The organism is Paenibacillus sp. FSL L8-0638 (assembly GCF_038593075.1).
Classification (GTDB): Bacteria; Bacillota; Bacilli; order Paenibacillales; family Paenibacillaceae; genus Paenibacillus; species Paenibacillus polymyxa_D.
This window is the reverse complement of record NZ_CP151960.1, coordinates 245162-264401: the sequence shown is the minus strand read 5'-3', so window position 1 is coordinate 264401 and position 19240 is coordinate 245162. Positions and strand designations below refer to the sequence as shown.

At 46.0% G+C, this 19240-nt stretch carries 12 protein-coding genes; 4 read left to right on the top strand and 8 right to left on the bottom strand.

The window, feature by feature from the left end; all coding sequences use genetic code 11:
- Positions 1–77: 77 nt before the first annotated feature.
- Both MKY35_RS01145 and MKY35_RS01140 read right to left on the bottom strand, forming a co-directional pair.
- Complete coding sequence (locus tag MKY35_RS01145) at positions 78–1049, bottom strand: YwqG family protein (RefSeq protein WP_342445351.1); 972 nt, start codon at positions 1047–1049, stop codon at positions 78–80.
- A gap of 120 nt (positions 1050–1169) precedes the next feature.
- Entirely contained in the window at positions 1170–2063 is an 894-nt protein-coding gene (locus tag MKY35_RS01140; protein WP_342445350.1) for an AraC family transcriptional regulator, read from the bottom strand.
- Positions 2064–2193: 130 nt separating this feature from the next.
- On the opposite strand from MKY35_RS01140, the gene MKY35_RS01135 reads away from it, so the two are divergent.
- The gene (locus MKY35_RS01135) at positions 2194–4449 is read left to right on the top strand and encodes a beta-L-arabinofuranosidase domain-containing protein (RefSeq protein WP_342445349.1); all 2256 of its coding nucleotides are present in this window, start codon (positions 2194–2196) and stop codon (positions 4447–4449) included.
- A gap of 141 nt (positions 4450–4590) precedes the next feature.
- On the opposite strand, the gene MKY35_RS01130 is transcribed toward MKY35_RS01135, so the two are convergent.
- Together MKY35_RS01130 and MKY35_RS01125 are read right to left on the bottom strand one after the other, a co-directional pair.
- Positions 4591–5739, bottom strand: a complete 1149-nt coding sequence (locus MKY35_RS01130) for an RDD family protein (RefSeq protein WP_342445348.1) — start codon at positions 5737–5739, stop codon at positions 4591–4593.
- The gene (locus tag MKY35_RS01125) at positions 5723–6589 is read right to left on the bottom strand and encodes a LysR family transcriptional regulator (protein WP_342445347.1); all 867 of its coding nucleotides are present in this window, start codon (positions 6587–6589) and stop codon (positions 5723–5725) included. Before MKY35_RS01125 ends, MKY35_RS01130 begins: the two co-directional genes overlap by 17 nt.
- Before the next feature lie 135 nt (positions 6590–6724).
- On the opposite strand from MKY35_RS01125, the gene MKY35_RS01120 reads away from it, so the two are divergent.
- Positions 6725–7714, top strand: a complete 990-nt coding sequence (locus MKY35_RS01120; RefSeq protein WP_342445346.1) for a zinc-binding dehydrogenase — start codon at positions 6725–6727, stop codon at positions 7712–7714.
- Positions 7715–7802: 88 nt separating this feature from the next.
- Here the strand turns inward: MKY35_RS01120 and MKY35_RS01115 are convergent, their stop codons facing one another.
- From MKY35_RS01115 to MKY35_RS01105, 3 genes are all read right to left on the bottom strand, one after another.
- Entirely contained in the window at positions 7803–9194 is a 1392-nt protein-coding gene (locus MKY35_RS01115) for an MATE family efflux transporter (protein WP_103048395.1), read from the bottom strand.
- Positions 9195–9469: 275 nt separating this feature from the next.
- Positions 9470–10840 (bottom strand): MFS transporter, encoded by a 1371-nt coding sequence (locus MKY35_RS01110; RefSeq protein WP_322252767.1) that lies wholly within the window; start codon positions 10838–10840, stop codon positions 9470–9472.
- A gap of 27 nt (positions 10841–10867) precedes the next feature.
- Complete coding sequence (locus MKY35_RS01105) at positions 10868–12811, bottom strand: beta-L-arabinofuranosidase domain-containing protein (RefSeq protein WP_342445345.1); 1944 nt, start codon at positions 12809–12811, stop codon at positions 10868–10870.
- A 193-nt stretch (positions 12812–13004) separates the two neighbouring features.
- Between MKY35_RS01105 and MKY35_RS01100 the strand changes: the two genes are divergently transcribed.
- Entirely contained in the window at positions 13005–13880 is an 876-nt protein-coding gene (locus tag MKY35_RS01100) for a helix-turn-helix transcriptional regulator (RefSeq protein WP_209949919.1), read from the top strand.
- A gap of 110 nt (positions 13881–13990) precedes the next feature.
- A complete protein-coding gene (locus MKY35_RS01095; RefSeq protein WP_342445344.1) occupies positions 13991–15388 on the top strand; it encodes a phytase in 1398 nt (465 codons plus the stop codon).
- Between the two features lie 100 nt (positions 15389–15488).
- Here the strand turns inward: MKY35_RS01095 and MKY35_RS01090 are convergent, their stop codons facing one another.
- Positions 15489–19238, bottom strand: coding sequence for an alpha-L-arabinofuranosidase C-terminal domain-containing protein (locus MKY35_RS01090; protein WP_342445343.1), 3750 nt, complete (start codon positions 19236–19238; stop codon positions 15489–15491).
- Positions 19239–19240 lie beyond the last annotated feature (2 nt).

The window sequence follows — 19240 nt, the reverse complement described above, 5'->3', positions numbered from 1 at the left end:
GAGTTAAACTAACCTGCCCGTGAGCTTAATGAAGCAACGTCCGTTTAATACTTTATTTTCCCAGTCTAGAACTTTAGCTAGCTCGTAGCCAGATTGACATACGTTCGCGTGAAATCAAGGTTCTTCAAGTCCCTTTGATCTATAAAAAATTCCAAATACCCCGCGTCCCACCAGCACATACCAACCTCTTCTAAAGAAGAGACCGAGAGCAGAACATGCCAATTTTCCGAAGCCTGATCGTGTCTTTCCCGATTCGTTTGATATTCTTGTAGCTGAGGCAGCACTTCGGATCGTAAATGCTCCGCATAATCCGTACTTCCCCTATGCATAGCTTGCTCGATTTCCTTATGAATCTGACTCTCACTCTTATGCCAGTTAAACAGAAGACCCTCCAGCCCATTTCGGCGTAGATAAGCATCCCGCCGGGTGTTCCCTGCAAAAGATTGATGCTGACCCCACAACGTGTCACTTTGTTCACAAACAAGCTCATACAGCTCTTCATACTGATCTACAAGAATATCTCCTAGCTCACCCTCCGACCGAAGGGTAATAATCGGCTGAAAGGAAATCGCATAGGCGGTGAAATCTCGTTGCTCTGCCGAAACCTCTACGCACCCAGCGGGCGGTAATGTTTTCTGCAAAGCGCTGCTGTCACCGTTATAGTAAAAGATTTTATGGTCAATATCATAGGCGGGCTCATCCAGCCCAAGAAAAAAGTAAAGTATGCCCTGACGAGGCAATCCCTCAAATGGTGAAAAAGGCAGCTCACTCAAATTAATTTGAGCAATAAACGTATAATATTCCCCGTCTGAATTACAAGGCCACTCTATCGTGGGTGGCAGATCTGGATAGCCGGCGATCCGACTATTTCCAATGTGTTCGTAGTTTTCCTCATGCTCCACATGAAATTGTATAGCAGCTTGAGCTTCCTGATGAATCTCTTCTTTTAAATCTTCATCCAGTGAATACCCTTCCAGTATTCGAGTCAGTTCATCTTTTAATGGTAGTTGTAGCATCTCACTCGCCCCTTTTTCATCAAGTAATAACATAGCCTGCAACCATTTAAACCCTTCCCTCAGATTACCATATTAAGTGACTCCGTCAATTGACCAAATACTGCACCAGTTGCCCCCTATGGACGGTGGCACCCAACTTTTAGTAGAAATGCACTAGACATTGTTCATAAATGTTTTGTGATAGGCATTCCGGTATTGGGAAGGAGTCATGTGGGCTCTCTTTTTGAACAAACGCATAAAATACTTCTCATCGGTATAGCCTGCCTCTTCGGCAACCTGCTTAATGCTCATATCTGTACGGGAAATCAACTCCTTGGCTTTGTTGATACGAATACTGTGAATGAACTCCAGGGGACGCATGCCTGTATTTTGCTTGAATAAACGAGAGATATAATCCTTGTTGTAATTGAATTTTCGAGCTAAATCCGTCACGGTCAATGATTCTTCGGCATGAATACGGGTCCACTCAATAATTTTGTTAAAACTCACATTCCCCTGTGAATGGACAGGATTGGAAAGTAAGCGGCTGAGCGCCAGTTCAGATATCTCGATCAGCAGCGAGGTGAACAAATAATTTACACTGTGATACGTAAGATAATGTGAGTTGGCTACATGCAAAATCTGATTGACGATAATATGAATCCGATCTCCGTTGTCTGCCTGTACACTTTGCGGTAAATAGATATCACGCATCACACCGTGACGCTGCAAAAGCCCATCCAAAGCACTTGTTTCCTGCTTCATTTCCTCATTAGATAGTACATTCGGGGTCGTGGGAACATCGAAATGAAACCAATAAAATTTCACGCCCGGCAACGATTCCCGGTATCCTTTATGCGTACGACCGGGGTAAAGCAATAGAATATCTCCCTCGCCTACTTCAAAATCATCCCGTTCCTCTCGTATATATACCGTCTCTTGGACACCCAGGATCAGCTCAAAATTTTCAATGGAACGACTCATATGCTTCCAAGGCACCTCGGAAACAAACTCGCCTGCCGAGATCAGTTGGATCGGAGCATCTACATTTACTTTTAGATAGGTCATGTTATCGCCTCTTTAGATTCATGTTCGGATTTGTCCACCCATTGTATGGTTAAGCTACTGACATACCGCGATTCCAATGCTAATGTAGTGGAGAAATATACACTTTCATCTTAGCTAAGGAGCGATGATTTTGAAAGCTAAAGCTTTTGACTTGCATAAAGTAAGAATTGATTCCGGCCCTCTTTTACATGCGATGGAACTGAATACGACCTACCTGCTGAGTTTGGAACCCGACCGTTTATTATCGCGCTTTCGTGAATATGCGGGACTGGAGCCCAAAGCGGCTCACTATGAAGGCTGGGAAGCGCGTGGCATCAGCGGACATACACTCGGTCACTACCTGTCCGGCTGTGCACTGATGTTTGCCTCCACAGGCGACGAAAGACTGTTGGAACGCGTGAACTATGTAGTCGACGAACTGGAAATATGCCAAAACAGTCATGGAAACGGATACATTTCCGGCATTCCACGTGGGAAAGAGATTTTTGAGGAAGTAAAAGCCGGAGATATCCGCTCCCAGGGTTTTGATCTGAACGGCGGCTGGGTGCCGCTATATACCATGCACAAACTTTTTGCGGGCTTGCGTGATGCACATCTGCTGGCGCATCATCCCAAGGCCCTGTCTATAGAAATCAAACTCGGCAACTGGCTGGAGGATGTACTTCAAGGACTGGACGATGATCAGGTGCAGCAGGTGCTGCACTGCGAGTTTGGCGGTATGAACGAGGTACTGACGGATCTGGCGGAACATTCGGGAGAAGAACGCTTTTTGAGTCTGGCGGAACGCTTTTATCACGGAGAGGTGTTAAATGATCTCGCAGATAGCCAAGATACGTTGGCAGGGCGACATGCCAATACGCAAATCCCCAAAATCATTGGCGCTGCACGGCAATTTGAAATGACGGGGAAACCGCAATATGCGGACCTATCTCGCTTTTTCTGGGATCGGGTGGTTCACAAGCATTCCTACGTGATCGGCGGCAATAGTTATAATGAACATTTTGGTGAACCTGGGAAGCTGAATGACCGTTTGGGCGAAGGTACCTGTGAAACTTGTAACACCTACAATATGCTGAAATTAACAAGACATATGTTCGAGTGGGACGCCTATGCAGCCTATGCCGACTACTATGAACGAGCGATGTTCAATCATATTCTAGCTTCACAGCAGCCTGTAGATGGACGTGTGTGCTATTTTGTATCGCTGGAAATGGGAGGACACAAGTCCTTTAATTCTCAATATGAGGATTTCACATGCTGTGTCGGGTCCGGTATGGAAAGTCACTCCATGTACGGCACTGCAATTTATTTTCACACGCCAGAAGCGATCTATGTCAATCAATATGTCCCTTCTACCGTGACATGGGACGAGATGGGCGTACAGCTCAAACAAGACACTCTCTTTCCGCAAAATGGACGGGGAACGCTGCGCGTTATCAGCAAGCAGCCCAAATCCTTCGCAATCAAGCTAAGATGCCCGCACTGGGCGGAGCAAGGGATGATGATTACAATTAACGGGGAAGAGTATACCGCAGAGACTTGTCCTACCAGCTACGTTGTCATTGAACGGGAATGGAACGATGGGGATACGGTCGAGTACGACATTCCTATGACCGTGAGAGTCGAGGAAATGCCAGATAATCCGCGCCGGATTGCTTTTATGTACGGTCCACTTGTGCTGGCTGGGGATCTTGGCCCTGTCGTGCAGGAGTCCAACGAAGAGCGTCTGCTTGCGTCTGTTCTGATCGGATCGGCCGATTCCCTGACAACGAAGCTGATTGCTGACGGGAACGAGCCTAATACATTCCATATGACCGACTTAGGCTATATCGGAGACTTGCAGCTTCGTCCGTTTTATCAGATGTATGATCGTTCATATACCGTCTATTGGGATCTCTTTTCCAAGGAGGAATGGGCAGCAACCGAGGCAGAATATCGTACCGCGTTAGCGTATCAGTTAGAGCTGGAACGACTTACAGTGGACGTTGTGCAGCCTGCCGAAATGCAGCCGGAACGAGATCATGCCTTTACTGGAGAGCATGTAGGTTTGGGGTCCATCTATAACCGCAAATATCGCGACACCTGGCCTGGGGGCTGGTTCTCTTTTGTCATGAAGGTGCTTCCGGATGAGCCTGTCCAATTGGCGGTTACTTATTTGAAGGACTTGAGCCGTCCTCATAGTGACTTTGACATCACTGCGGATGGTCAAATTTTAGGGGAAGGCAAGCTGGAGTCTGAGGAAATGAATAAATTCGAAACGTTCGTCTATGAGCTTCCTCTATCTGTGACGAACCACAAGAATGAAGTTACGATTCAATTCAAGGCCCATCCACAAGGCAAAGTGGCGAAAGTGGCCGGATTGCGGATCATTAAAAGTTACCTATAGCACCATTCCGCCTACTCCGTTTTGATGTTCGTTTTTTTAAAGGAAGTTTATAAAACAACAAGCAGACGCTCCTATAAGCTGTCTGCTTGTTCCACTTACTTCCTTATAACTTCGATTCATCGTCATTGCTTCATGTTCACTTCACAGCATGTTCATTTCGCGGAAACTGTCTCTAATCTTGCGCAGCTCTTGCTGTGCTCGACCATAGCGGGAAGCGTAGGTCCAAGCAAGCACTTGATGATAATGCGAAGGTGTTTCAATCGTGGTCACGTTATACATGGCCAGATTCCCATCTATTTCTCCTTTTAGGGTAAACTCAATGGCAGGATATCCGTTCACCACCATATCTGAAGCGGTCCCCAATTCAGGGTCCGTAATTCCTGACACCAAATGATCCTCAATGATTCCTTTATATTCTTGAAGAGTCATACTGCTGTCAAAATCGCTTTTCGGTTCAGACAATACAATCAGATATCTTTCGGTAAATTCATTTTTAATGGCGATGTCCGCATCCTCATTAATCCTATTATCTCGTGACCAATTCCAGGGAGCCGTAACCGCAAACTGGCTATCCTTACTGGTAAATACCTCAGGCTTCATGATTTGCGTAATGAGCATAGAAATTAAAGATACAGCAAAAACCATTGAAATGATCGTCGTCAGGATGATTGCTCCTGCAATAATCCCGGTTTTCTTTCTGCCCACCTTTCCCAAATCCCTTACCTTTACCACATATGTATTCGCAGCCATATCTCCAATCCGTTGTTTCCGAGGTGTCACCAGCACACATATACAGGCGGGCAGTCCCATGAAAAGCAGCGGATTCGTATCCACCAGATGTATGAGAGTGCGGATCAAGGATTTAACCATGCCTGGCGGCCTTCCTTCTCCATTCACAACCTGAATACGAAGTACAAACTTGCCCAGCGTATAGCCTGTAAGTCCTTCCAGTAACAGATAATAGCAGAAGGAGCCGATCAGGAAGAGCATCACTACCATACCCATATTTGGGGTTTCCGCTTCAGCTACTTTTTCCGCTGTAAAATATACCAGCCCTCCATACCCAAAGACGATAAGAATGAAGTCAATCATCCAAGCCGCCCATCTTCTGAAAAAAATAGAGGCACCGTATGTTTCTGATAATACTGCCATCTTATCCGGTTCTCGTCGCTGATAACCGCCATTCCTCACAAATTCTCCCGGAGCTACTGTAGATGGATTTTTCAATAAATTAGGTTCTTCCAAATGATACACCCCTGATGTCAATTTAATCCTAGTTAAGTATAGCATCCTTTTTCATCCAATGGAGCAAGCCTGACAGTGCACTGGAGTAAACCGAATCCCGCCGATGAACAAACCACACCTCTAATTTACGATATTCCTCAGGTAAACGATGAGAAGCAATACTTCCCGCCTCCTCTGCCTTTGCAATCGACGATTGTGGCAACATGGACACTCCCAAACCAGAGGCTACTCCACCCAAAATGACTTCCAAGGTTCCGAACTCCATAACCTGAAAGGCATCCACACCTGCTTCGCTCAGAAAGCTTTCTGCTCTTGTACGATGCGTGCAGCCTACGTCGAAGAACAGCATAGGCTTGGCAAGCAACTTGCTCATATCACTTTCTCCCGGTTCCGAGATGAGTACCAGTTCCTCCTCAAAAGCCGCGATATGCTCTATATGCGGATCATCAACGGGGCCATAGACGAACGCTCCATCTAATTGGTAATTTAATACCTTTTGTACGAGATCATGGGTGCTGCCTGTCATAAGCGATAGATGGACATCAGGATATTGAGCGTAATATTCCATCAATAAAGAGGTCAGATGCGTAACCGCCGCCGTCTCAATCGAGCCCAGTCGCAAAGGTCCCGCGGGCTGGTCTGAATATTGAGTGGACTTTACAGCCTCGTCCAGCAAGGTCAGTATGGTATCCGCATATTTCAGCAGATTCTCTCCTGCTGGCGTTAACGTCATTCCCCGGTTAGATCGGCGAAATAGCGGTACGTTCAATTGTGCCTCAAGCTGCTGAATCCGCGAGGTCACATTGGACTGTACATAATTCAAAACTTGCGCAGCCTTCGTGATACTGCCCTCGCGAGCGACGGCCCGAAAAATTTTCAAATCACTGCTTTCCATGTATACGTCACCTGCTTGGTATGATCATTTGTGATACTCACGTTCGATTTTGTTCATTTTACCGGATGCTTGCCGCTCTGTACAATTCAATATATATGCAATTGCATCTAAATTCGCACCACGGGAGGTTTTAAAATGAAAGCCGTGATACATGCCAGCAAAAACGGCCCTGAGGGTCTGATGTATACAGACGTTACGGACAGACAGCCAGGGAACGATGAGGTGAGGGTAAAACTCAAAGCCGCAGGCTTGAACCATCGGGACTTATTCCTCATGGCAGATCGAGCTGCCAACGATGCTCCACTCATTCTCGGATCCGATGGAGCAGGTGTGATCGAGGCTGTGGGTGCTGGCGTCCCAACCTCGCTGGTAGGCACCGATGTAATGATCAATCCATGTATCGGATGGGAGAATACGCATCATGTTCCCTTAGTTCCAGCCATTCTGGGCGGACCTTCGGACGGGACATTCGCTGAATCGGTTATCATCCCCGTCCAAAATGCCGTCAGCAAGCCAGCATACCTTTCATGGGAAGAAGCAGGGGTACTGCCTTTGTCTGCTTTGACCGCTTACCGCGCGCTCTTCACAAGAGGCCAATTGCAGGAGGGTGAGCACGTCCTCATTCCCGGTATTGGTGGTGGTGTAGCCACGTATGCCATGCTTATGGCTTTAGCGGCAGGTGCACGGGTCAGCGTCACATCACGCAGCGAAGCAAAGAGGCAGGCTGCCCTCGCCCATGGCGCTAATCATGCATTCGACAGCCATAGCGGATGGAAAGAAAATATGAACGGAGACACCGTGGATCTGGTCCTTGACAGTATCGGTCCTGCTACGTTCGATAAATATTTGGATGTCCTCAAGCCAAACGGTCGGATTGTTACATTTGGCGCAAGCTCAGGAGATCAAGTAGAGATTCCACTGCGGTCTATATTTTTTCCTCAAATCAGCATCATCGGCACCTCTATGGGCAGTGGCGAGGAATTCGCAGCTATGCTTCAGTTCATGGAGCGCCATGCACTCCATCCGATTATAGATAGCATATTTCCTCTACAAGACACAGCAAAAGCCTTCCACCGTATGCAGCAGGGAGCGCAGTTAGGCAATATAGGAATCAGGATAGAGTAAGGAGTCTGAACGAAGTATAGGAATGGAAAAAAATCCACTACCGTAAAATGCCTTCATCCAGAAGTCAATTTTATAGTAGTGGACCTATTCAGTCGATCAAACGATGCTGGACCCATTTGTTGCCGCGGAAGCGCCAAAGGAAAACGAGTCCCCGCACGCCCCATTCAATATCCATAGCCAACCAGACACCAACAATCCCCAGGTTGAACACAATGCCCAAAATGTACCCAAGCACCACCCGGCACAACCACATAGACAGCATTGAGGTGAGGGACGTAAATTTGGAATCACCTGCTGCCCTTAGCGCAGAGGGTGTAATAAAGGCAATGGACCAGAGCGGAATCTGGGCCAACGTATTAATCAGTATGACAACAAAAATGTCATCTACAATTTCGGCAGGCGGATGGAACAGCCCCACCATCGGCTCAAACAAAGGCATCAGAATGAGACCCATGACAATAAACGAACAAGACGACAGCCAAATAAACGATTTGGTAAACTTGCGGGCATCCTCGACATTTCGACGTCCCATGCATTGACCGACCACGGTTACAATCGTAAGAGCCAAAGCATTCGCAGGGATTTGGAACACGTTAGCTAGGGATGAGCAAATGGCATTCGTCGCCAACGCATTGGTCCCCAGGCTCACAATGAAAATTTGGGTTAAAATTTTGCCCCCATTGAAAAACATCTGTTCCGCTGCAAAGGGAAGCCCGATAAACAGAATCTTTTTAAGCATAGCCAAATTAAAATAAAGCATATCTCTAAGCTGAACACGCAAGTCATCATCTACCCTGACCAAATAGATCAGCGCGCACACTGCTCCTGCATATCTGGACACATTGACGGCAATCGTCATGCCCAGCACACCCATATCCAATACATTAATGAATACCACATTGAGGAGCACGTACGAGAGGTTCATGATGAGCGAAAGAGCCAGCGATGCCCTCGTCTTCCCGATCCCCCTCAGCGCTCCACACACTGCCTCAACGATTGCAATCCCCACAAAAGACATACAACTTCCCAGTAGATATACCTTACCGTTAGCTAATACATCAGGCGAGGCGGAACCAAACAGAACACTTAAAATCGGATTGTACAACACGATCATAAACAAACTGATACATAAAGCCAGCAAGGAAACAGAGGAAATGGTGCCGGATGCGGCTTTAGAAACCATAAGGTCGTTACCGCTCCCCTTATACTGTGCCACGACAACCGTTCCCCCGGTAGACACTGCGACAAACACATTAATCAGAAAAATATTCAAAGAATCGATCATATTTACAGCACTGACTGCCGCCATCCCTGACGAGCTAATCATTGCCGTGTTCACCAAATTAAGACCCACAATAAAAGCCTGATCAATCAGAAGCGGGATAAACAGCGCAATAATCTGTCGATAATCAATAGACTCTCCTGAAAAATGCTTATTCAGAAAGCCATGTGTTCTCATCCTTACACTCAGTTGACTCATATCATCACATTCTTTTTCTCAAATTGAAAAAAACCCTTCAACAGAAGAGCCTTCATGGCGAAAAAATGTATAAAGTTGCAAGGCTAGATGTGTCTAGTTCTTGATTCTGTACACTTTTCTCTACATAGAAGTATTGCTCCAAAAGAAAATCCTGTCAATGGTCTTGCTCACATTTGAATAGAAAATAACAGAAAAACCTGCTCAGCTCAGTGAACAGGTTTTGGAGCAGTATTATAATGCCTTAATATGTCATTAAAACCTTGTTAAAAGAATGTCTATGATCTTCTCGCAATCAAATCTTGTTGAATAGAAGCTTCATTCTTTTCGAATTTTTTATAAAAAAACATAGGAATGATCCCGATCAAGAAGATGATAAACGGCAGCCAGATAAAGCTGAACTGAATGCCAGACAACGCCGTAGGGGTTTGAACTTGCCCAGCGATGTAACCGGTGCTGCCCATGATCCATGCTGGCAATAATCCGCCTATTCCGCTACCCGCTTTAATACAGAATGCGCTTCCAATAGAGGTCAGGAAGCCACTTGCCCGAATACCGTTTTTCCATTCCCCATAATCGACTGTATCTGACAACATTGCAAACGGCATAGAACACGCAAAGCCTGACCCTAATGCACCAATAATCCAGCCGATAATAATGAGGGTTAAGTCTGTACTTCCCATTAAAATCACGACTTGACCCAGCGCAGCTAATATCAATCCGATAATCATAATCGCATTTTTGCTTAATTTTCTGGCGAAAAACGGAATCAGAACCATCGAGATTAACTGTAAGGAGGTCAGTCCATTGATTAAAGGTACTAAGTCCTTACTGTCCAGATTGTATTGCAGATAAAAGATGAGCGTTGCTGAACGAATATTCAAACCAATCCAGTAACACAAGTTGGCAGCTACAACGAGCATCCAAGGCCAGTTTCGTTTGATGGCTGTAAAGCTTTTAGCAATGGGGACGGATTTCGTTTTCACTGCTGCATTTTCTCGCAAATCGGCAAACGCTATGAAAAACATAATAATCGCCATAATTCCAAATAAAACGAGCGTTAAGGAAAATCCTTTTTGATCATTCCCCTGTCCAAAGAAAGCGACCAAAGGTAACGTAAATGTCGTGGCGATGAAGAAACCTACGTTCCCCCCGACCATGCGGAAGGAGTTCAAGACTACACGTTCATTAGAGTTGGTGCTCAGGTTAGGCAGAATAGACGTAATCGGCGTACTGATCCCTGTGTACAGGATGCCGGCTATGATATACGTGATGGCGGCATATACAATTTTGCCCGACTCACTCCAATTGGGTGTCGTAAACGTAAGGACCATGAACACAGCGAACGGGATCGCTAACCATAGAAAATAGGGTCTGCTCTGGCCGTATTTTGACTTGGTCCGGTCAATCAGGATGCCCCAAATTGGGGCATCAATGGCATCGATAAAACGGGTGATAAACAGTAATGTCCCGGCAATTCCAATAGAAAGACCGAATACATCTGTATAAAAATATAATAGATAACTGGAAATGACACAGTATAGTAAATTGCCTGCCGTATCCGTTAATGAATAGCTGATTTTACGATGAAAAGGAACGGTACTTGCTGCCTTTTCTGGTGGTTCCGTACTCACAATTCTCGTACTCATGATCTTTCCTCTCCCCATGCGAATGAATTATGATTCATAAACCCATACACGCATTTCCCCTTTAGCCCGATTGCACCAGGCGTAGTAAGGAATGGCGGTAATTTGTTGAGGAACAAATTCAGGAGGCTCCGAGCTATATAATGCATTCGAACTTTTTACCCGGTATCCCTCTATGGTCAGCTTTACAATGCCACCCAGCAGGTTTTCGCTGAACTCTTCCGTAATGGGGCTATCCTTCGCCAATCTTAATCCTGCCAAATTCGCTCCATTATCCACTTCTTCCAGGCAAAACACGACTGGTCCGCGTTGGAGAGCAATTTGCTGCTGGTTCATGGAGACCAGCGGATTGCTCCGAATGCGCTCAACTGGCATAGCCAAATGCAGAGTTACCACATCTCCGTCCTTCCAAGTACGCTGAATCTCAATATAGCCTTTTTCCAAATGGTCTAATGATATGGCTTCCCCATTCACCTTTACCTCTGCCTGCTTGCACCAACCCGGAATCCGAAATGCCCATTTGAAGGAAGTCGACTCTGTTACTTGGATCGAAAAGGTTAGATCCGCATCCCATGGATAATGATGAGTTTGTGTAATTTCAACCTCATGACCAGATAAAGTCATGTTCACCTTGCTGGCAATGTACAGATGCGTATACAACGTATCGTCCGTTTGGGTGTACATATTGTCCTCAACTGATGCAATCATTCGTGCCAAATTGGGCGGACAGCAGGCGCAGAAAAACCATTTTTGCCGTTCTGTTTTTACATGCTCTTGATCTTTTCTGGATTTTTGAAAGGGATTAACCTCCAACGGATTCACGTAGAAAAATCGTTTCCCGTCCAGGTCCATCCCACTAATCGTCCCGTTGTATAGCGCACGCTCCAGAACATCGGCATATTTCCGGTTCGGCGCTAAGCGCAACATACGATTGGCCCAAAAGGCCAGCCCTACAGAGGCGCAAGTCTCACAGTACATGCTGTCATTAGGAAGATCGTGATGGCAAGTGAACGCTTCCGCGTTTACAGTAGAACCGATGCCGGCGGTGATGTACATTTTGTGATTCGTGACATCATCCCACAGCGTTTCACAGGTTTGTAACAGGGAAGCATCCCCTGTTTTCGCGGCCAAGTCCGCCATCGCAATATACAGGTACACCGCTCTTACTGCATGGCCGACTGCCTCTTTTTGTTCCCGCACAGGTTGGTGTGCTTGCTGGTATTCGAAGCCTAAACCAAAATTAATGTTGTTCTCATCATTCCAGGTGGGCTCTGTTTGAATATGTTTTCTCTTTTCTTGTTCCTCTGCAAAGTAAATAGGATGCTGTCCCCGCTGTTCAATAAAATATTGCGCTAATTTGAGATATTGATCCTTTGCCGTTACGTCGTATAATTTGATCAAGGCCAACTCAATTTCTTCATGTCCCGGGTAGCCTTTCCGTTTCCCTTCTTCCGTACCAAAAATCTGCTGAATCAGGTCTACGTATTTCTCCATAATGTGAAGAAACTTCGTTTTGCCCGTCGTTTCATAATAAGCAACAGCCGCTTCTATAAAATGCCCTGCACAATACAGCTCATGATTGTCTCTTAGGTTCGTCCAGCGATTATTGGGTTCCTTAAGCAGATAGTACGTATTCAAATACCCATCCTCAGCTTGAGATCTGCCCAACAATTCAATCACTTCATCAGCCCGCTCTTCAAGCGCGGGATTCGGATGATCCCTTAAGCTAAAGGCAACCGTCTCCAGCCATTTGGCAAGATCACTGTCCTGGAAAACGGTTCCATAATACTCCCCACTGGATTCCCCGGCTGCAATCCTAAAGTTTTCAATCGCATGACTGGGTTCTGTATCTGGTAATTCATCATTTAATGCTTTCCACTGATAGGGAATAACCTCTTCCGCCACAACCTGCTTATACTTTTTCCAAAATAAATCATCAACGGTGACATGCTTAACTGGCTTTGCCGTTTTCATTGGATAAACATCCCTTCCTGAAAATAGAACGCTTTCATTTTTGAAAAAATAAGGATAAAGTAATGATAATATCGTACAAGTTAACCTGAGCTTCCCTTGCTACAGTCCTTATTTTATCAACCTGAATTTATAAAAAAAATCGCGATCTTTAACTAAAACTTATACGATTTCACACACAAAGGAGCTGGCTTCCATGAGCAAAACAGACTTTCTATCATTCCTTGTCCCTCCGCTGCCTTATTTCATTGAGGGGAATTTTACTACATATCAAAAAGGGGATTGGCATCCAAATAGGTATAATCTGGGTTATTTTGACGTAATAATCATTAAAGAAGGGTTGCTGCACATTGGCGAAGAGGACGAAGTGTGGAAGGTAACTGAAAATTACGCTCTCATTCTTGAACCGGATAAACATCATTTTCCCATTGAGGCATGTACAGAACAAACCTCCTTTTACTGGTTCCATTTTCAAACCAATAGCATGTGGTGCGCACAATCCTCGTCCAATCCTATTATACCCAGCACTCCCATTCCCGAGCTGCATTTTCATTCAGAACATACGACCATTCATTTGCCTAAAATTCAAAAAGTGGTGAATCCACATGAGCTATTTTCGAAATTAGACTATTTACTAGCCTCTACTTTAAAACCTAGAAAACTGGCACTATGGGAGGCCCAACAGACGTTTGTGAATGTTTTCCAGAGTTTGGAGTATGATCAGAATAATAAAGACAGCTCCTCTAAGTTGGCGGAACAGATCGAAATATACCTAAAACAGAATTACAAGAATACGATCACCAATAAGGATTTGGAAGCCCATTTTCACGTACATCAGAATTATCTTGCTAGATGTATGAAAGTCGCCTTCCAGCGCACACCGCTTGAGTATTTAATGGATTATCGCCTGGATCAAGGACGCAGTCTTTTGCTGCAAACTGACTGGTCTGTCCAACAAATTACGGAGGAAACGGGATTCTCCCAAGCAAGCTATTTCTCCAAATGCTTTAAAGAAAAGTTCGGAATGTCTCCAAAGAATTACAGACAACAATACTGGAAACCAGTCCATTGAATGCTTACACCTCCTTTACACTCTCTTTACATTTTCATTGTATCCTTTTGATATTCTCGCTTTATACTGAGTCGGTTATATCATTTGCACTTCAGAAAAGGGGCATACATATGAAGTCAACTAAACTCGCATTATTAGCCATGCTAACAGGGGTTCTGGTATCACCAGAACTGACCCATGCGGCAGACATTCAGCCATCCGGGTATGCATCACTACGGACACAGGCAGATAAAATGGGGGCGACTATTACATGGGACAGTGATGACCAGTCTGTTTTGGTCAAGCTGAAAAATGGCATTGTCGGGACCTTTACAGTGGGTGAGAAGCAATATCGTCTAGCCGGACTAAGCGGAAAAGCGGACCGGGAAATTAAGATGATGCATGGAAATGTATATCTTCCTACAAAACTTCTTACAGCGCTTGAAGCAGAGAACAGCAAATATGCAGATCCTAAGGACGCAGTCCCCACCTATAAAGTGATCCCTTCTGCTGAAACAGAAGCTGTGGAGGATGGAGAAGACGCAGCCGACGACCCTGCCATCTGGCTCAACCCGGCCGATCCAGAGAAAAGTAGAATTTTAGCAACCAATAAAGGCGGCGGGATTTTAGTCTATGATCTGGAAGGCAAGCAACTGCAAAACATGAAGGTCGGAAAAATGAATAACGTGGATCTTCGTTACGGTTTCACCTTGGGCGGAAAAAAAATAGATATCGCAGGGGCGACCAATCGAACCAACAACACGATCGATATCTTTGCCATTGACGGTGCATCAGGAAAGCTGACCAACGTGGTTGGCAAACCTATTAAAGCATCTATGAAAGAAGTATACGGATTCAGCCTATACCATAGCCTCAAGACAAATAAATTTTACGCGCTCGTGTTGGGCAAAGAGGGTGAATTTGAACAATATGAGCTGACTGATGACGGAAGCGGCAAAATTGCAGGTAAGCTTGTCCGCCAGTTCAAGCTGAGTACGCAATCCGAGGGCATGGTTGCTGATGATGAATATGGCACGGTCTACATCGCTGAAGAGGATTACGCTATTTGGAAGTATAGTGCCGAGCCAGACGGTTCAACCGAGCCGCTGCGACGTGTGGATATTGCAGATGGGCGCAGACTTCACGATGACATAGAAGGACTTACATTGTATTACGGTAAAGATGGCAAAGGATATCTCATGGCCTCCAGCCAAGGAAACAGTAGCTATGCGATCTATGAACGACAAGGCGACAATGCATATATAAGCAACTTTACGATCATCGCAAGCCCAACCGTTGACGGTACGTCTGTCACAGACGGTATTGATGTTCTTGGCTACGGATTAGGCAAGAATTTCCCGCATGGTATCTTCGTTGCACAAGATGACGAAAATCTTCAAAACGGCAAAAAGTTAAATCAGAATTTTAAAATGGTACCTTGGGAGCGAATCGCTACGGGAGCCCCTACCCCGCTAACGATAGACGATGGCATTAACCCACGTGAACTGGTAAACAGAAGCACGCAGTAATGCCTGTCGGGGAAATCAACTCAACATTCCGACTCTATTCATAAAAAAAGAGGTGTTCCAAAAGCCATAAAACGGCTACTTGGGACACCCCTTTTTGTTTTTAAGCAGAAAAAGGTTTAAGATCCAGCACCAGCACATTTACCGAGTTGGCCGGTAAGTCTAAGAGAACAGAATCCGTATGAAGCGTGATCTGCTGTTCGGTAGGCACTACCTTCTCATCATTCTTCTTGTTCACGTTAGGTACATGAACAAGCGAGGAATCGCCGGTTAGTGTAACCAGCTTAGCGATGGACTCAACACTCAAATCTTGTAGATTCAGCTGTATTACCTTATCCACGTTGTCGGCATTCACCAGCTTCACGTATACATGCTCAGCATCTTGAGTTACCGAGTTGAACACGTCTCTGTTGTAAGCCTCCAGCTTGTAGTCCAGCACCTTGCTGGTTGTCTCGCCGTCGGTGTATGAGCAAATCAGATTACTGCCCGTTTCACCGCCGTAGTTCACTGTTATGGTGTAGTCCGTGTTGTCAGCCAACTCTTCATAGCTAGCTGCTCTCAAGTTACCTGCCGCTGTACTCGAAGAGTAGTCACCCAATGTGTAGCCTTCTATGCCTTGCTTGTAAACCTTCACGCCGGTAGCCTTGCCGCCATAGCCGATCGCGTATTCGACGACGTTCCTTTTCTCCGCAGAAATATCCGTGAGACCCGCACCCACATAAAAACCGTCCGTGCCGGAAATGCGGGAAGCGACCACCTCTACCTTGTAATTGCTCCAGCTATCGTTCAAGATGTACAGACCATTCAGACCGCTATCCTGGGCTTTGAGGACAAGCCCCTTGCCTTCCTCCACTGTAGAGCCCACGGAACCGGGAATGACTTGCCATGCTGAATTCAATTCCTGGGTAAAATCTTGATTCAGCAGCACACTGCCATCCTGATTGGAAGTAACGGTCACACGCTTAATCATAACTTCGGCGTTGCCTGTCGCGATTTCAATGCCACCCTGAGGAATGAGATCCGTTGGCTTGCCATTTTTGTAAGTAGAGAAAGAAGTGCGCAATACTTTATTTCCCAAATATTTAGCATACATTTGCTGTACATAGTAGTTCGGCGTAAACCACACTGTTTCGTCATCGAACCAGATGCAGTCTGGCGTCCATCTGTAGGTTCCATCTGTCAGCACCTTGTTAAACAGCGGTGCATAGGCAGCCAACCGAACGACATCGGCATTATTTTCGAAGCCCGTCATCACCGCTGCCTCTGCTACAGCGCCTGCCAATGTATTTTTATCGGTTGAGGCGTACTCCCCGACAAAAACCTTTGATGTCGCTTTCCAATTGATACTACCGTCCGCGTTATAAGCTCTGTAGTAGTAGTTATAGCGGTCCACGTTATTCAGCAGGTACTCGTTAGAACGATAGTAGTGCTCGTCTGCAATGGTGTCCATATAGTCCTTTTGCTTCTCATACCAGGTAACAGTCTCTTCCGTCACCTGGTTACCATCAGCAAAAGCAACCTTAGCCGAGCCCTTCATATTACCACTCAGGAACTTCCAGCCCTGCTGATAGGCATCGTCGTCCGCTTGAGCGCCAACCGTAGAGATGATATGCAGCTCATAACCCGGATAGTTTTTCTCCATGTACTCATCAATCGATGTCTTGAACACTTCAAAGTTGGCAAAGAACTCTGTGCCCCAGTTCTCGTTACCCACACCCAAATAACGCAGATCGAACGGTGCTTCATGGCCCATTTTTTTACGCATAGCAGCCCATTCATTATGTTCAAAATCCACACTAATCGCAAAGTCGATCAGATCCGTAAAGTTCTTAATATAGTATTCTCTTAATGCGCCACCAGCCGGATGAGCGTAATCGGAACGGGCTTGACAGAGCACGCCACAGGCCATAACCGGAAGCGGAGCTGCATTCAGGTCCTCTGCCAACTGGAAATATTCCATATAACCAAGGCCCATGGTCATCATATAGCCCCATACATTAAAGTTTTCCTTGCGCAGCTCGATATCCCCAATCGATTCCTTCCAATCGTATACGTTTTCCCATATAAATGAACCCTCGGAAATGCAACCACCCGGAAAACGCAAAAACTTCGGATGCATGCCGACCAGCGCGTTCACCAGATCTTTTCTCAATCGGTAGTTAGGATTACCCTGATAGTTGGCGTGTGCCGATGGAGATTGCTCTTCCTCTCCTGCACCCCATACATCTTGTGGGAATAAAGAAATCATATCAACCGAAATGTCCCCTTCAAATGTAAGCGCCAGCTGTCCAAAAACCGTAGCTGAGCCTGTCAGCACAAGCTTGGAATCGATGCCGTACTTCTTCCACGTGTTGCCGCCTTCCACCTGTATCGTAACCGAATCACTAATAGCCTTTTCATTCGTGTCTTGCAGTTGCAATGTGATTGTGCCCGCTGAATCGGCCTTCGCCCAGATAGTAAACTCATATTTGGCACCCTCTTGGATGGACATGGCACAATTCTGATTAGAATCCGAAAAGCCCTTGTTCCGAATCGTTGCACCATCCGCTACCGTCACATAATAGGAGTTCACTTCTTTGTCTTTTGCACCTAAGAACTCATTTAATCCACCGCTATGTTGTGGAGTCATCTTGTCCGTATCACCAGACCAGGCGAACAACGGGTTGCGGTTCCGTCCTGTAGAGCAGCCGCATTCACCGGAAGCATGGGAATACGTATCGAACTCGAAAGATTCGAAGGATCGATTCTGAACGAGTTCTGCATAAATCCCGCCATCTGCCGCGTTATTGATATCTTCATAGAACAAGCCGTACATCACTTCGCTGACATCCACTACTTCCTTATTTCCATGAATGGTCAGCGTGTACGGAGGTAGCTGTTCAGGAAGAACGGATACCTCAAAACTCTCTTCAATCTTACTTAAGCCCTTCGTCAATAGAGCCGTGACGGTAACCCCTTGTGCGGAGGTAATCGCCTGCACATGACCATCGTCAGAGAGTATACCAGGCTGGCTGGATTTCCAGGTTACTTCTACTCTTCCACCCATCAGAACGGTTGGCAGAGTTATGTCCTTGGTTACAATCGTCGTCGGAAAGGACAAATATTTATCTCTGGCAAGCTTCACGATCTCTTCATCTGTCAACGAATCGCACATGACCTCAATGACTTCATCTGCCGACAAGCCTGCTTTATAAATTCGAAAGTCTGAAACGGAGCCGGCAAAGTCTACATCCGCCGCATGCTGGGAGCGACCGATAAAATTGTTGCTGTAGTTGGACGAGTCTGTAAACGTTTCAAACCATTTACGCAACTTGGCATAGTTACCACTGGAAGTTTGACTAATGGAACCGTCCGCTACCACCTCACCATTGACATATACCACCGGACCCGCACTGCTTAATGTGCCGCCTTCTGTACCGATTACGGACAAGGCTATGTGCATCCACTCATCCCTGACAAAACCTCTTCCCGGGTCTACGGACAAATCTGCCTCGGTGAAAAGGGTTCCGCGCAGATTCCGTGTCATGAACATATATGGCCCTGTATGGGCTTTACCAAAATCAAAAACACGTTCCCACATATCTGTGAATCTGCCGAAGTTGACCCAAGCAGTAACCGTCACACCGGTGTTATCGCTTACATCTTTGAATAGATCGGAAGGAAGCTGGATATACGAGGTACCGTTGGGGCCTCCCTCAAGCGTCAAAGCCGCTCTACCGGTAGCATGGGAAATTGTAGGTGTTACTGTGCCTGAAGCAACCCCATCGTTACCTTGCCCTGAGCTATCTTTGCCGACGTTCTCTGCATCATCAAACTTGTAACGCGCAATGATTTGATCTTGGAATTTGGTCATCT

What these genes read in the sequence shown, in the direction of transcription:
- MKY35_RS01145 (WP_342445351.1), bottom strand. Translation starts at nt 1,049, where the DNA reads ATGTTATTACTTGATGAAAAAGGGGCGAGTGAGATGCTACAACTACCA.
- MKY35_RS01140 (WP_342445350.1), bottom strand. Translation starts at nt 2,063, where the DNA reads ATGACCTATCTAAAAGTAAATGTAGATGCTCCGATCCAACTGATCTCG.
- MKY35_RS01130 (WP_342445348.1), bottom strand. Translation starts at nt 5,739, where the DNA reads ATGCTATACTTAACTAGGATTAAATTGACATCAGGGGTGTATCATTTG.
- MKY35_RS01125 (WP_342445347.1), bottom strand. Translation starts at nt 6,589, where the DNA reads ATGGAAAGCAGTGATTTGAAAATTTTTCGGGCCGTCGCTCGCGAGGGC.
- MKY35_RS01120 (WP_342445346.1), top strand. Translation starts at nt 6,725, where the DNA reads ATGAAAGCCGTGATACATGCCAGCAAAAACGGCCCTGAGGGTCTGATG.
- MKY35_RS01115 (WP_103048395.1), bottom strand. Translation starts at nt 9,194, where the DNA reads ATGAGTCAACTGAGTGTAAGGATGAGAACACATGGCTTTCTGAATAAG.
- MKY35_RS01110 (WP_322252767.1), bottom strand. Translation starts at nt 10,840, where the DNA reads ATGAGTACGAGAATTGTGAGTACGGAACCACCAGAAAAGGCAGCAAGT.
- MKY35_RS01105 (WP_342445345.1), bottom strand. Translation starts at nt 12,811, where the DNA reads ATGAAAACGGCAAAGCCAGTTAAGCATGTCACCGTTGATGATTTATTT.
- MKY35_RS01100 (WP_209949919.1), top strand. Translation starts at nt 13,005, where the DNA reads ATGAGCAAAACAGACTTTCTATCATTCCTTGTCCCTCCGCTGCCTTAT.
- MKY35_RS01095 (WP_342445344.1), top strand. Translation starts at nt 13,991, where the DNA reads ATGAAGTCAACTAAACTCGCATTATTAGCCATGCTAACAGGGGTTCTG.
- MKY35_RS01090 (WP_342445343.1), bottom strand. Translation starts at nt 19,238, where the DNA reads ATGACCAAATTCCAAGATCAAATCATTGCGCGTTACAAGTTTGATGAT.